The sequence below is a fragment of the Ureibacillus aquaedulcis genome (genome assembly GCF_030418165.1).
GTDB lineage: Bacteria > Bacillota > Bacilli > Bacillales_A > Planococcaceae > Ureibacillus > Ureibacillus aquaedulcis.
Window position 1 is genome coordinate 97,320 of sequence record NZ_JAUHTQ010000005.1, and the last position, 15,279, is coordinate 112,598.

11 protein-coding genes are annotated in these 15,279 nt (G+C 39.9%); all 11 read right to left on the minus strand.

Annotated features, from left to right (window positions below):
• Positions 1-30: 30 nt before the first annotated feature.
• A complete protein-coding gene (gene thrS, locus QYB95_RS08870) occupies positions 31-1,962 on the minus strand; it encodes a threonine--tRNA ligase (RefSeq protein ID WP_301137982.1) in 1,932 nt (643 codons plus the stop codon).
• A gap of 389 nt (positions 1,963-2,351) precedes the next feature.
• On the minus strand, positions 2,352-3,287 hold the full coding sequence (dnaI, locus tag QYB95_RS08875; RefSeq protein ID WP_301138093.1) for a primosomal protein DnaI: 936 nt from the start codon (positions 3,285-3,287) through the stop codon (positions 2,352-2,354).
• A 1-nt stretch (position 3,288) separates the two neighbouring features.
• Positions 3,289-4,674: a replication initiation and membrane attachment family protein gene (locus tag QYB95_RS08880; RefSeq protein WP_301137983.1), complete on the minus strand. Its 1,386-nt coding sequence runs from the start codon at positions 4,672-4,674 to the stop codon at positions 3,289-3,291.
• Positions 4,675-4,694: 20 nt separating this feature from the next.
• On the minus strand, positions 4,695-5,165 hold the full coding sequence (nrdR, locus tag QYB95_RS08885) for a transcriptional regulator NrdR (RefSeq protein WP_301137984.1): 471 nt from the start codon (positions 5,163-5,165) through the stop codon (positions 4,695-4,697).
• Between the two features lie 639 nt (positions 5,166-5,804).
• The gene (locus QYB95_RS08890; protein WP_301137985.1) at positions 5,805-6,824 is read right to left on the minus strand and encodes a glyceraldehyde-3-phosphate dehydrogenase; all 1,020 of its coding nucleotides are present in this window, start codon (positions 6,822-6,824) and stop codon (positions 5,805-5,807) included.
• A 312-nt stretch (positions 6,825-7,136) separates the two neighbouring features.
• Entirely contained in the window at positions 7,137-7,730 is a 594-nt protein-coding gene (gene coaE, locus QYB95_RS08895) for a dephospho-CoA kinase (RefSeq protein WP_301137986.1), read from the minus strand.
• A gap of 13 nt (positions 7,731-7,743) precedes the next feature.
• Positions 7,744-8,616, minus strand: coding sequence for a bifunctional DNA-formamidopyrimidine glycosylase/DNA-(apurinic or apyrimidinic site) lyase (gene mutM, locus QYB95_RS08900; protein ID WP_301137987.1), 873 nt, complete (start codon positions 8,614-8,616; stop codon positions 7,744-7,746).
• 12 nt (positions 8,617-8,628) lie between these two features.
• Positions 8,629-11,256: a DNA polymerase I gene (gene polA, locus QYB95_RS08905; RefSeq protein ID WP_301137988.1), complete on the minus strand. Its 2,628-nt coding sequence runs from the start codon at positions 11,254-11,256 to the stop codon at positions 8,629-8,631.
• 151 nt (positions 11,257-11,407) lie between these two features.
• Positions 11,408-11,845: a DNA polymerase I gene (locus QYB95_RS08910; RefSeq protein ID WP_301137989.1), complete on the minus strand. Its 438-nt coding sequence runs from the start codon at positions 11,843-11,845 to the stop codon at positions 11,408-11,410.
• Between the two features lie 163 nt (positions 11,846-12,008).
• Positions 12,009-14,108 (minus strand): ADP-ribosylglycohydrolase family protein, encoded by a 2,100-nt coding sequence (locus QYB95_RS08915; RefSeq protein ID WP_301137990.1) that lies wholly within the window; start codon positions 14,106-14,108, stop codon positions 12,009-12,011.
• Positions 14,109-14,120: 12 nt separating this feature from the next.
• Positions 14,121-15,275 (minus strand): ADP-ribosylglycohydrolase family protein, encoded by a 1,155-nt coding sequence (locus QYB95_RS08920; protein ID WP_301137991.1) that lies wholly within the window; start codon positions 15,273-15,275, stop codon positions 14,121-14,123.
• Positions 15,276-15,279: the final 4 nt, after the last annotated feature.

Below are 15,279 nucleotides of genomic sequence, written 5' to 3' on the forward strand. Positions count from 1 at the left end.
AAAAAATACTTTTCATCCAAGTTTTTTGTTTTATTTATTTGCTTCAGCTTTAATCATTTCCAGGAAGTTATCTAAAGAAATCGTCTCTGAATCTTTTGAGCCGTAACGGCGAATGTTTACGTCGCCAGCTTCCATTTCTTTATCCCCCAATACAAGCATGTAAGGGATTTTCTTCATTTGTGCTTCACGGATTTTATAGCCAAGTTTTTCTTCGCGATAATCCATTTCCACACGAATTCCTGCTGCTACAAGTTTCTCTTCAACTTGTTTCGCATAATCGAAGTGAACTTCGTTTGAAACAGGAATGATTTCAACCTGAACCGGTGCCAGCCAAGTTGGGAATGCCCCTTTGTATTCTTCAATCAAGAAGGCAATGAAGCGTTCCATTGTTGAAACTACACCACGGTGGATAACAACTGGTCTATGTTGTTTTCCGTCTTCACCAACATAAGTTAAATCAAAGCGTTCCGGTAATAAGAAGTCCAATTGAACTGTTGATAATGTTTCTTCTTTACCAATCGCAGTTTTTACTTGAATATCTAATTTTGGACCATAGAAAGCAGCTTCACCTTCTGCTTCAAAGTATTCCAAACCTAGATCATCCATTGCCTCTTTTAGCATGCTTTGCGCTTTTTCCCACATCGCATCATCATCAAAGTATTTTTCTGTATCTTGAGGATCACGGTAAGATAGACGGAATTTATAGTCTGTCAACTCGAAATCTTTATAAACATCTAACACTAATTCAACTGTACGTTTGAATTCTTCTTTGATTTGGTCAGGACGTACAAAGATATGTGCATCGTTTAAAGTCATGCCGCGAACACGTTGTAAACCAGATAAACCACCGGAAGATTCATAACGGTGCATTGTGCCAAGCTCAGCAATACGAATTGGCAGCTCACGGTAAGAGTGCATGCTGCTTGCGTAAACCATCATATGGTGTGGACAGTTCATCGGGCGAAGCACTAGCGTTTCGTTATCCATTTCCATCGGTGGGAACATATCTTCTTGGTAATGACCCCAATGTCCGGAAGTCTCATATAGCTTTTTTGATCCTAGAACTGGTGTATATACATGTTTGTAACCAAGGCGCAATTCTTTATCTACGATGTAGCGCTCAACTGTACGACGGATTGTTGCACCGTTTGGCAGCCATAGTGGTAAACCTTGTCCAACTGTCTGGGATAAAGTAAACAATTCTAATTCTTTACCGATTTTACGGTGATCACGCTCTTTTGCTTCTTCAAGCATTTGAAGGTGATGCTTTAAGTCTTCTTTGCTGAAGAATGCTGTACCGTAAATACGTTGAAGCATTTTATTATCAGAGTTTCCTCTCCAATAAGCTCCTGCTAAAGAAAGCAATTTAAATTCTTTCAGCTTGCCTGTTGAAGGTACGTGAATTCCTCGGCAAAGGTCGAAAAAGTCCCCTTGGTAATAGATAGAAACTTGCTCATCGGCTGGAATCGCTTCTAAAAGCTCCAATTTATATTCATCGCCGACTTCTTCATAAATCTTTTGGGCATCATCGCGAGAAACATCTTTGCGTTCAATTTCAATGTTTTCTGCGATGATTTTCTTCATTTCTTTCTCGATTTTAGGGAAATCATCTGCAGAAATTGGTTCAGGTGCATCCACGTCATAATAGAAACCGCCTTCGATTACCGGTCCGATACCTAGTTTGATTCCTGGGTACAAACGTTTTAATGCTTGTGCTGTTAAGTGTGCAGTTGAGTGACGCAGGATCTCCAAAGCTTCTTCGGATTTTGGTGTAATGATTTCGATTGCACCATCTTCTTCAATCGGCGTTTTTAGATCAATCAACGCACCGTTCAGTTTACCTGCCAACGCTTGTTTTTTAAGTCCAGGGCTGATTGAGCCTGCAACATCAGCAGTTGATGTGCCACGCTCAAATTCCTTTACAGCGCCATCTGGGAAAGTTAATTTAATTAATTCTGACATATTTATTGCTCCTTTTCTAATTTATCGAGTTTATAGAGCATCTGGTATTTATTGTCCAGCTGCGGAAGCTGGACAATAAAAAAAGCGCCATCCCTATGAAAGGGACGACGCGTATGCTCGTGGTTCCACCCTTCTTCCTTCCGATAAACAAGTTATCAGACGAAGCTCAAGGTCGGTTAACGTACCGAATGACGTCGGCGGATTATCCCCGCCAATGCTCCAAGGTAGTAAAGTATGTGTGCGTACTAGGAAGCTTCCAGCCAAGGCTTCCCTCTCTTTTTAAGCCGGATACACAAACTTGTTGTCCTTATCAAAGCATTTAAATATAGCTTAATTACAATGTAGTATACGCCCGAAGTTTTAAAATTGCAACAACCAGCTGAAATTTTTTAGATTCTTCGGTTTGACCCTTCCATTTGAATCGGTGTGGTAGTTGCTTTAATACGTTCCATAATACGAGCAGCTTTTACTACTTCAACGCCGCCTTTTTGGGAATTGGCCAAATGATTTTCCAACCCATCATAATCAAAGTTCGACGTAATAAAGGTTGGTAATTCTTCTGCCATTCGGTAGTGAAGGATTGTTCCCAAAATTTCATCACGCGTCCAAGTCGATAAAGTTTCCGCCCCCAGGTCATCCAGCATTAATACCGGGGCCTTTTTGACAAAGTCTACCTTATCCTGAAGAGTATTATCCGAAATCGCTTGTTTCATTTCACTTAAGAATTCAGGAACGAAAACAATGACAGAACGGATTTTACTGCTCGCCAGCTCATTCGCAATGGCACCGAGGACGAACGATTTCCCCACTCCAAACGGGCCATAGATATAAAGCCCTTTTGAAGGTAATTTACCAGTTTCCTTCACTTTCTTAATGAACCTGGATGCCAGCTCCGCTACATCCATCTGCGAATCATTATCCAATAAATCTTTCACTCTAGCTCTTAACACATCTTTTGGCATATACATACTCGAAATCATCTTCGCTGATTCGCGTCTTTCTTCTTCAATCAGCTTTTGTTCACATTTATAGTATTCAATTTCTATTGAATTACGGATGATTGATAGCTTAGGTACGAAGCCATTTAAATTGTTTGTACAATAATCCGTATTGTCGCAACCGCAACAAGAAGGGTTTTGGGTAATATATTCATGTAATGTTGTCAGACCCCGCTCGACCATATCCTTATTGACCAGTGTGTCATTTTCTTCCAGAAACTTTTGAACTTGTTCATTTTCAAGAATTTCACGTCTCATTTTCTCATATCGTTCCTGAAAAGAGGGCATATTTATCACTCTATTCAGGGCTTTATTTATAGGTTCGATTTTAATTCACCTCTCCATCTGATTGTCCCAACGCTTCTAAGATCTTTTTGCGTCGTTCCTCAGTTGACTTCTGTTTTTCAATATCAGGCTGCTTGGTTTCTTCCTGTTTGTTTCGCTTATAAAACCACTCGGGGATTATTTCTTTACTTTGTCTACTTTGATTTTTATAGCCAGTGCCACTTTGCTTTGCACCAGTGGCTTTAGTGTTATTTTCGTTTTTCCACTTTGTATACTGATCTCTTTCAGTTCGTGCCAAATCCATTGCCTCTTTAGCTGTTTTGAGGTTTTTCCTCATCCAGTGGTCCGCAATTCTTTCCACATATTTTCTCGGAAGTTTCATATCCGTTGTGAGCATCACATATTCCAGAAGAACATTTACTACGCCCACCGGCATCCCGTGCTTCATAATTAAATCCTCGGCCAATTCAACCGAAGATGGCAGCGGTTCTTTGCCATTGTTTATATCTTTCAAAACTTGAAGCGGCGGCGTTGTTTCAAGATAGATTTGAAGCTCTTGTTCCTTGGATGTTTTTTGCGCCATTTGCGGCTTTTCACTTTGAACAAAGGTCTTTTCCATTTTTGGGGCATCCTTCGACACAGTCAGCTTATAATAGTCTGCAGCTGCTTTTTTAAGTCGGTCAATCGAGATATGCACGTTATCATCCAGCGCCAAAATCACAACCTTTTGCATATCCATTGGCGATAGGTGATAAAGAAAGGCAAGCTTTGCAATTACTTCCTTTACTTCAGCGGTGATACTGCTGGAAGGAATCAAGTTTTCCGATAACCCCGACATCAGCAAATTGAAATCAAACTGTTCGAAATAAAACGGGTAATCCTGTTTCTTTCCTTCATTCACCTCGGCAAAATCCTTTGGCACATTCATATGAACAGGCTTGTACACATCCATAAACGAACGGGAAACCTCTTTGAACGTGTCTTTATTGATGGCCCTCGTAAAGCGTCTGCGCAGCTTTCGATAAGCTTGTTCACCTATCTTTGAGAATAAGAACATCGAGAGCAAGGGATCTTGAAAAAATGCCGGTGCATCGAGCGGACGAATTAACTCATAAATAAACTGGCGGCTATCATCTTCATCTTTTCGCCAGGTCCGCAGTAATCCAATCGCTTCAAGGGCAATTCGTGCCTCAAATATTTTCCCGATCGGCATATTTAAAACATTCATTAAATAGTAATGGGTCATCGGATGATTGTTATGTAAATCCTCCCCCTCAGCCCATAAAGTTAAGTAAAGACTGATTGGTTCAGGGCCAGTCAAGGGTTGATAGAATAATGTTAACAATTGGCGTTCATTCGTTGAAAGAAAATGAGGGAGACTGATTTCAAAATGATCCGTTGGCTGTACTTCCTTATACAAATGAACCATTTAATTCCCTCCAAAAACCTTTATTTTTTCAAATCTGATTGACGTTGAAGCAGTTCTTTCATTTCTGCAATAAATACATTAATATCTTTAAACTGGCGATAGACGGAAGCGAAACGAACATAGGCCACTTCGTCTTCTTTTGCCAGCAAATTCATAACCTTCTCGCCAACATCGTCAGAACGCACTTCGGAGTTGCCTATTCTTCTTAAATCTTTTTCTACGGACAAGGCAATTCCTTCTAAAGTATCCAAAGTTACCGGGCGTTTTTCACAAGCACGAATCAGTCCGCGCAAAACCTTTTCTCGACTAAATTCTTCCCTCGAGCCATCTTTTTTAACGACGATTAAAGGCGTTTCTTCAATCTTTTCAAACGTAGTAAAACGAACGCCACAGGACTCACATTCCCGGCGTCGTCGAATTTCTTTATTATCATCAACAGGTCTTGAATCCACAACACGTGTTCCGTTATATTGACAAGCTGGACATCTCATAGTATTTCTCCCGTCTCACTCTTTTTAGACAGATAAGCAATTATACAACTGTCTTGCCTGTATAATTGCAACTAAGGCGAATCGCTAAATGGCGACTTAACCAAGTTCTCTTATACTCCCATTATAACAAATCTTATTTATATAGAAAAATAGCAGTTACTTTGTGTTCGTAATAGTCAATTCTAATACATTTTGCAACAGAAAAACATGGTTTTCTAACATTTTTCTTCTTTCATGCAGTTATTAACTTTCTGGTGATGAAAAATAAAAGACAATTAGGATAAAATATCCAGATTAGGCATCTGTAAGAGAAGGCGCAGCCTACTATGTAAGCTGCGCAATATCTCTAGAAGGTTCAGAAGAAGGTTTAACAATGCCTGAGTGGACCTTTCACAAAAGCCGCTGACAACAACTCAACATCGTGTTGCATTTTTACCATGACCAACGTCGTATTGGCCCCAAAGACAAATCGAAGAGACAGTCACAAGTTGGCTCTGCGGCTTGTGTGCTACGTCCACGCACCTATCGGACAATTATTAGTATTTTTATTAGTACAACGGATAACTAAGTGGAATATCTTCACAACAAAAAAGATAGGAGCATATGCCCCTACCTTTTTGTGATTTGTTGCACAAACAGTTACGCGTTAACTGCTTCTAAAGCATTTACAATTTTCTTTGTTAAGTCTACTACTCTAGCAGAATATCCCCACTCATTGTCATACCAAGCAAGCACTTTCACTTTGCGAGTACCCATAACCATTGTCAACTGACCGTCAATTGTAGATGAGTATGTTGTTGTATTATAGTCTGTTGAAACTAATGGTTCCATTGTAAAGTTTAAAATTCCTTTTAATGGACCTTCACTTGCTGCCTTGAATGCTTCATTTACTTCTTCAACCGTTACATCTCTTTGAAGATCCACTACTAGATCAACCAGTGAAACATTAGAAGTTGGAACACGCAAAGCCATTCCGTGCAATTTGCCTTTTAGTTCAGGCAATACCAGTGATAGTGCTTTTGCAGCACCTGTTGAAGTTGGGATGATGCTGTCCGCACATGCACGCGCACGACGCAGATCCTTGTGTGGGTTATCTAAGTTCTTTTGGTCATTTGTATAGGCGTGAACAGTTGTCATTAAACCGTTTTCAATACCGAATGTATCATTCAACACTTTTGCTACAGGAGCCAGGCAGTTTGTTGTACAAGAAGCATTTGAAATTACGTCATGCTTGTCAAGATCCAACAACTCATCGTTTACACCCATTACAAGTGTTATATCTTCATTTTTACCCGGAGCAGTTAAGATAACTTTTTTCGCACCAGCTTCTAAATGCATTGCTGCTTTTTCACGATCATTAAATTTACCTGTTGCTTCAATTACAAGATCTACACCTAGTTGTTTCCATGGCAATTGTAATGGATCACGTTCACTAATCAGTTGAACACGCTTTCCATTGACAATTAAAGCATTCTCTTCCGCTTCGACTGTACCTTCAAAGCGGCCATGATTTGTGTCATACTTAATTAAATGTGCTAACGTTTCTGATGGATAACTAGCATTTATCGCAACGATATTTAATTCATCTTGAGCAATTGCTTGGCGGAAAACCATGCGTCCAATACGGCCAAACCCATTAATAGCAATAGAAACTGTCATTGTTTGTAAATCCTCCTGTATTTGCAGTTAGTAATATATTATTCTATCTCTTGCAATTAGTATAACACATTTACCTAAAAGGTGAACACAATTTATTCAGAATTAAAAAGTTTCTATTTTCTGAAAAAATGCAAAGTGTATGAATAGAACTAAACCTTTTCACAAGTGGTAGCCTATTTACTCTATAGTTACCCTTTAAGCTACCATTAATAACTTTATTTTGAAAATAAAAAGGCCGACCATCCAGTCGACCAATTGTATAACCTATTTATCTAAATAATCCACCTAAAGTACAAGAAATTGCTCTAATTGCTAAATAACATTCCAATTACGCAATATGTTTCCCAACTGTTTTGCAGTCTGTTCGATTGTTCCATTATTATTAATGACCGCATCTGCTCCTTGTTCTTTCACACTTAGCGGCAGCTGGGATTCAATACGTGCCTTGGCTTCCCGTTCCGTTAATTGATTGCGCTCCATTAACCGTTTTAACTGCGTTTCTTCTGAAACAGATACAACCAATATTTTCTCTACAAAATGCTGCAGCTTACTTTCGAACAATAAAGGAATATCCATAACCACCGTTTTTGCACCATTTTTAACATGCTCATCGCGTTGGCGAAGCATTTCTTGCCTGATGGCTGGATGAATAATGCTGTTTAGCTCTTTTCTTTTTTCTTCGTTATTAAATATGATGGCGCCGATTTTCTGGCGATTCATAGCACCGTTTTCAGTCAGGGCCTCTTCACCAAATAGCTCTACAATTTTTTGGAGAGTCGGTGTTCCCGGTTCCACTACAAGTCGAGCAACTACATCTGCATCGACAATAGGCAGACCATACTCCTTCAACATATTGGCAACGGTGCTTTTACCGCTTGCAATGCTGCCTGTTAACCCAATAATCATTCCACTACACCCTTTAATGCTGACATTTTGGACAATATACCGAAGTACGTCCACCTATACTTAATGCTTTTGTAGCTGTATTACATTGAGGGCAAAATTTCTTACCATACATTTTCAAACGGTTTTGCATCCCCCCGGCTTCCCCGTTAATATTGCGGTAGTCCGAGATTGTAGAACCACCCATCTCGATGCTTTCCTGTAGAATTGTCCGAATTGCTTCGAACAATTCAATTTTTCGTTTTTTGCTAATGCGGTTCGTTTTCCGAGCAGGATGAATGCCCATCTTGAACAAAGCCTCTGTAGCATATATATTGCCGCAGCCCGAAATGACTTGGCCATCCATGATGACTTCCTTAATAGGCTTATTTTGATATTTTGGCAGCGCACATTTATCTAAAAAGAATTCACATGCGACACTATCAAATGGTTCTGGTGCCATTAGAAGAAGTGGCGGATGCTCCTCGACTTTTTTAATAAATCGAAGCTCGCCAAATCTTCGGATATCCGAATACACTAGAAGTTCTCCCGTTTCCAGCGTAAATACTGCATGCACATGCTTACGAAACTTCTCTTCCGTGATATCGCCCAAAGTCTGAACAACAAACCATGCTCCGGTCATTCCAAGATGGTTGACAAAAAGAAAGCTTTCCTGATTTTTCTCTATATGAAAATAAATATATTTCGATCGACGCGTAACTTTTTGGATATGCATTCCTTGCATTACTTCCTCAAATAGGTTCGGCTCAATATTCTTGACAATGCATTGTTTGCCTAGTCCAAAAGAGGCGTAGATCGTGTCCGAGAGTTCCACTTTCATAATGGTCTTCCCTTCAACAGCAGGCACCAGTGCCCGAACAACACCTTCTACCTCCGGTAATTCAGGCATAATTCCACTTCCTTATTTCGCATCGTACCAAGTATGACCATAATTGAAATCAACTTTTAACGGGACTGCCAGTTCGATTGCATGTTCCATTACTTCCGGTACAATTCGCTCTAAAATTTCAATTTCCTCTTTTGGTGCTTCAAAAATTAATTCATCGTGTACCTGCAGTAATAATTTTGACTTCAAGCCTTCATCTTTTAGGCGAGCATCCATATCAATCATCGCCTTTTTAATAATATCGGCTGCACTCCCTTGAATTGGCGTATTCATGGCAGTACGCTCTGCAAAACTGCGAAGGTTGAAATTTCTGCTCGTAATATCCGGTAAATAACGGCGGCGATTTAAAATTGTCGTTACATACCCCTTTAACTTCGCTTCTTGTACAATTGTATCCATATATTCTTTTACACCCGGGAAGCTTTCCAAGTATTTCTCGATAAATTCTCCGGCTTCTTTTCGTGTAATATTCAAGCTTTGGGACAGGCCGTAATCACTGATCCCGTAAACAATACCGAAGTTAACAGCTTTTGCGGCACGGCGCATATTTGAAGTCACTTCATCTTCCGACACATGGAACACATCCATTGCCGTACGAGTATGAATATCCATCCCTTCATTAAAAGCTTCCACTAAAGCTTCATCATTGGACATATGAGCCAGTACACGCAATTCGATTTGTGAATAGTCTGCTGCAAATAATACCCATCCTTCTTCTGATGGGACAAATGCTTGCCGAATTTTTCGACCTTCTTCCAGGCGAATCGGGATATTCTGAAGGTTTGGATCTGTTGAACTTAATCGGCCGGTAGAAGTTAATGCTTGTTGGAAGCGAGTATGCACCTTGCTGTCTTCACAGTGAACTTCCTTCATAAGCCCTTCAATATAAGTGGACTGTAACTTCGCCAATTGACGATAATCTAGAATATATTGAACAATTTTATGTTCACTTTGCAGCTTTTCCAGGACATCAGCAGCTGTTGAATAACCCGTTTTTGTTTTCTTCACTACCGGAAGACCCAGCTTCTCAAATAAAATGACACCTAATTGCTTAGGCGAATTAATATTAAACTTCTCTCCTGCAAGGTCGTGAATCTCTTTTTCAAGAGCGCTAATTTTCTGTTCCAGGTCTTCGCCCATTTTTTCAAGTGTCGGAATATCAACCTTGATTCCTTTACTTTCCATAGATCCGAGAATTGACGCAAGTGGAAGCTCCAAATCGTAATATAGCGCGAACTGTTCATTTTCCTTTAGCTTCTCTTCAAGAATCGGCTGTAGCGACCAGATGGCAAAGGCTTTACGGCTAACATGCTCAGCTAGTACCTTCTCTGTTGGTACCGCCCATTTTGCACCTTTTCCATAAATCGTTTCGTTGGCTTGAATATCCGTATAGCCAAACTCTTTTGCAAGTGTAGCGATATCATCACCGGATATGGCTGGATTGACAATATAAGCTGCCAGCAACATATCAAATTCAACACCACGCAACGTAATCCCTACACGATTTAAAATGGCCTGGGCTGATTTACTATCTGACATATACTTTTTCTTCGTTTCATCTTCCAACCAATTTTTTATTGCTTCGTTTTGTTGCATCGCTTCAAAAGAAAGATAGAATGTTTCTGCTCCATCCGTAAAGGCAAAGCCCAAAACTCTGCATGAATGGTAATGCTCATTTTCAATTTCAACATGAACAGCCATTACATCCTTCAGCATATCCTCCGTCACTTCCTGGGCAATGTCAAAATCCAGTTCAGCCGTCTCTATTTCTTCTGCTTGGAAGTCGCTTTTCTCAATTAATGATTTAAAAGACAGTTCCTGCCATACATTTAAAAGTTCTTCTTCATTTGGTCCTGGATAGTTTAAATCCTCCAGCTTGATATCAATAGGCGCTTCCGTGAAAATGGTAGCAAGCTTTTTGGATAGCTTTGCCGATTCTTCATTCTCCACTAGCTTCTCTTTCATTTTCGACTTCTTCATGTCTTCAATCTGTTCATATAAAGACTCAACAGAACCATATTCCTTCAGTAATTTGATGGCTGTTTTTTCGCCAACACCCGGTACGCCCGGAATATTATCGGAAGCATCGCCCATCAGCCCCTTCATATCAATGATTTGAGACGGCGAGAGCCCGTACTTTTCTTCTATATGCGTAGGTGTATATTTTTCGATATCCGTCATGCCTTTACGGGTGATATAAACCGTTACTTGATCCGTAGCGAGCTGAGTTAAGTCTTTATCACCTGAAACAATGATGACATCCATTTTTTCATTTTCAGCTTGCTTTGCAAGGGTGCCTATAATATCATCCGCTTCGTAAAGTTCTTTTTCATATCGCTTGATTTGATAGGCATCAATCAGCTTTCGCAAATACGGAAATTGCTCCGAAAGCTCTGGCGGCGTCTTCTGTCTCCCGCCCTTGTATTCCCCGTAGGAATCGTGACGGAAGGTTGTCTTACCGGCATCAAAAGCAACAAGCATTTTTGTCGGTTTCTCTTCTTCTAGTATTTTTTGCAGCATCGTTGTAAAGCCATATACAGCATTCGTATGAATCCCACTGTCATTCGCCAGCAGCGGCAACGCAAAAAATGCACGATATGCCAAGCTATTTCCATCTAGCAATAATAATTTATCTTTAGTCATTAAACGCTCTCCTTCATCCAAAACAAATCTTTTTCTTATATAAAATGTCTCTATTTTACTTTATCCTTTCGACCGTCTTTTTTCCATTATAAAACACGTATCAGTCGAAAATGCGACCAATACGTGCTATAAGGGACGATTATTGAATAACTCAACCATGTATTTTGGGAGACTGAGTTTTTGATAATTTCGGATAAAAAATTTCTTCGTATATTACTGTCAGTAAAAATGCGTTCATGAAGGCGAAAACTAGATAAAGCGGCATTCCACCAAGATCGTGTACCATTAGGCTGCGGGCAAATACCTCTACTATTCCTACTTGTGTGAAGTAAAAAATCATCCCTACACCAACTTGCCAAATTGGTCTTTTGTCTTTTCTGCTTTCAAATTTCAATACTTTTTTAAAGCTATCTCGAACATCCTCCACAATGAATAACGAAAGACCGAACATCACAATAAACAATAAGGGAATATGTATTACTTCAGCTTTCAACCATGTATAGGACGTTGCTTTGAATATAGATGTGATGGAACAAGACATGACGAATGCTAGAAGTATATTTTGGATCAATTGATTTGCTTTGTACAACTTTCCATTCCTCTTTTCACTTAATTTCTTATATAGTACAACAAAAGTTATATTAATAGATAGTAGTAAATTGTGTATCTTTTATCCTATTTTAAAAAAACAATGTTTAGATTTGCATTATAAAAGGTATAACCCAAAAATTAGATTGGGCTATACCTTCTCTTTAATTTACTTTAATATTGCCATAGGAGCATTCTCCACCTTCAAAAGCATAAAACCCCCACATGCCATGCTGATAAGTATCGTCTTGTACAGTCAATAAAAGCTCATCATTTATATATAAAGATAAAATATTATCCATTGCTTTCACTTTTAAATGATACAACTCACCGTGCTGCCACTTATAGTTTTTTGTGGCCAGTACAGTCGCATCAAAATTTTTCAGACCTATTGATACTTTGTCTTCGGAGTCGAAACCTGCATAATAGAATTGTTCTGTACCAAGAGATCTAAAGAGAATTCCATGAGAATTTCCGCTTTCCGGAATGATCTGCGCTTCAATGCTCGCATCTTCCATATAATAATGCCCAGTGAAACTAAAGCAACTTTCATTGCTCTCCATTTTCATTTTATCCTCTTCCAGCTTCCATTTTCCCCGATGGTGGGCAAACGGCGTCACACACCTAAACTCAACAGCTTGTTTGCTGAAATCAATTTCATAGGATGGACTCCCATGGATACGAAATTCATCCAGGAAGATTTTACTGAATGCCCTTTCTGTTCTTGAAGAGTCAGAATGGATCATTAAACCCACTTCTTCTATTAAATCACCTTTAGTATCGGGAATTATAAATTCAATCGTTCGCCAAATATTATTGGCAATTATGAATTCCTTTGTCTTGATTATTTTTTTATCGAAGGTAGTACGCACATATGGCGTTAAAATAACTGCTTTCCCATGTAACCGCTCTACCCTTACTTTCATGGAAACAGTTTGCCCACTATAGGCTGTCGGCGCAAAGGTCGGTGAATATTTTTCATCCATGAAAAGGCTTCGCCTATAAAACGTTCGATAAAAAACCGTGGATAAATCTCCCTCGTACATCCTAAATACGATAATTTCCAAGGAGCCGCTTGTGGAATATCCTTTATTCGCCGAGTTTCGCAAAAATGTCTTAAAGGGATAACTTGTGCAAAATCCATGGGTTGAACCCGGTAGAGTGAAATCAAAATAGATTTCCTTCTCATTATAGCTTTTTACTAAATGGGCGGGCGGTTCTTCATTTGCTTTACGGTAGCCCAGTAAGGCTATCTGTTTTGCAAATGTTGGCAAATCCACGATATTTAAATAACCCGACACACTCGAAGCAACGATGGAATCATTGATGGGCTTACGGTAATTAGGAGCAATTCCATCTATCCCGGTTAATGCTCCCACAATTGAACCAACTGTACCAGCGTTGCAATCAGTATCCCATCCACACATTGTGGCAATTTCGATTGTTCTGCTGACATCCCCTTCGCCATATAAAAGAGCTAGAATACACACCCCGGCATTCGGAATGATATGGCAGACTCCTCCGTACTTATCGTATCCCCATTCCTCTTCCAAATATTTGAGGCAAGAACGGAAATCAGTGGGATTCGTTTTATGAAAATCAACCACTGCTTGAACTACCTTTGCATACGTACATTCTTCTGGAATTTGTTTTAGCGCTTCCGAGATTACTTCTTGAACAGTTTCTTTTGCAAATGCCAAAGCAATACAGGCGGCTATGAAACGAGCTCCGTATATCCCGTTTCGATCGTGGGATACACTCGCTGCAATCTCGGCATATTGAGCCGCCATACTAGGGTTATTTGGAAAGATTAGACCAAAGGAATCAATAAAAATTTGACCGCCAATTTGTTCAGCAAGGGTCTCTCCATTCTGTTCTATAGACCCGGAACGTGGAGCTCCAATTCCTTTTTTTAAATTTAAATAGGCTGTATGCTCCGTGCTGATTTGGTCGCCTCCCCACCAAATCATGCCCAACCCTTCACGCAAATAATTTAACCAGGTCTTCACAACATCTTCTGGCTGTAGGTGACGATTCTTTGCATGGTCCAGTAATGCCCTTATAAAAAATATGGGACCGTTTGCATCATCATCTGCCGAAAAAACATTATATACCTTCACATAATCTTTAATTTCTCCAAAAACATCCTGAATCATTTCCGCTGTCCATTCAGGTGGTTCCACCGGCGCACCTAAACGTATACCGGCATTCATCGCTAGAATACTTCCATAAACCTTTTCGAGATAATTTTTTGGGATCATCATATGGCCCCCCCATTAATGCCCAATAATTCCTTCCTGTTTGCGAATGATTTGCAAATCTCTTAGGATAATTTCTTTTGCCACTTCCGCAAAAGAAGCCGCTTCCTCATTAAAGTCCAGTTGATTGGTCTTGGAAAGTAAGTGAATGTCATCTTCATTAATATATTTCGTTCCATACATCGCTCCCAAGATCACTCCCGCCATTACACCGATCGAATCTGTATCTCTTCCGGAATTGATGCCATCCAAAATAGATTTATAATATTCTCCATCGTTATATACGATAAAGGCTAATGCAAGCGGCAATTCTTCAATAGAGAACAATCGGCTGGGTGTATAATGATTTGAAGGAATACCGACCTTTTCTATTTTGCGATGCACATCATCACCCATTGGCGAAAAGGGTGAAATGCTTTCATGCAAACATTTCACCAACTCCCGGTAGGAGCACTTACGTTTCCTTAATTCTTTCGCTTCTTTTGTAAGCGCTATGATTGCTTGTTTTGTACCATCCTTGGCTAAAGATATTGCTGCATCAACAACCTCTTGCACCGTAACATTGGGTATGAATGCACACGCCACGCATGCTGCCAATACCCCAGCCGCTTCAAGGCCGTAGCTTACTTGGTGCCCCGAAGCAAATGCTATTGCTTCATTATATGCAGCAAGTGGGTTTCCTGCGTTTACAATTCCGATGGGGGCAATATACATCGCTGCACCACAGTTCACCATATTACCGATTCCACCTTCACGGGGCTCGCAATTTGCCAGCGCATGGCGAAGGAAAATATGTTTTTCCGGATAAAATAAGCGGTCCAATATGAGCGAATCACGACCAAACTCAGGTATAAAAGTTTTTCGAAAAGCAATTTCTTTCGTAAATTCATTGGCTAAATCATAGGCATCCAGATGACGCCTTTCCTTCTTATAAACACGGCAAAGGGCAATAGTCATCAGGGTATCATCTGTAATAATTCCATTTCCGCGTCGCTTCCCAAGTGTTGCCTCTTCCCCTAATGCTTCCTTATACCACCGTGTTTTCAAAGTGGTTACATAGCCATATTCCTTTTCAATTTCTTCCCGTGACAGTTTTTCAACAGGAGCACCGAGCGCATCGCCCAGTGCCGCTGAAATTAAAACACCTTTCACACGATCTTCAAATGCATTCATTTTT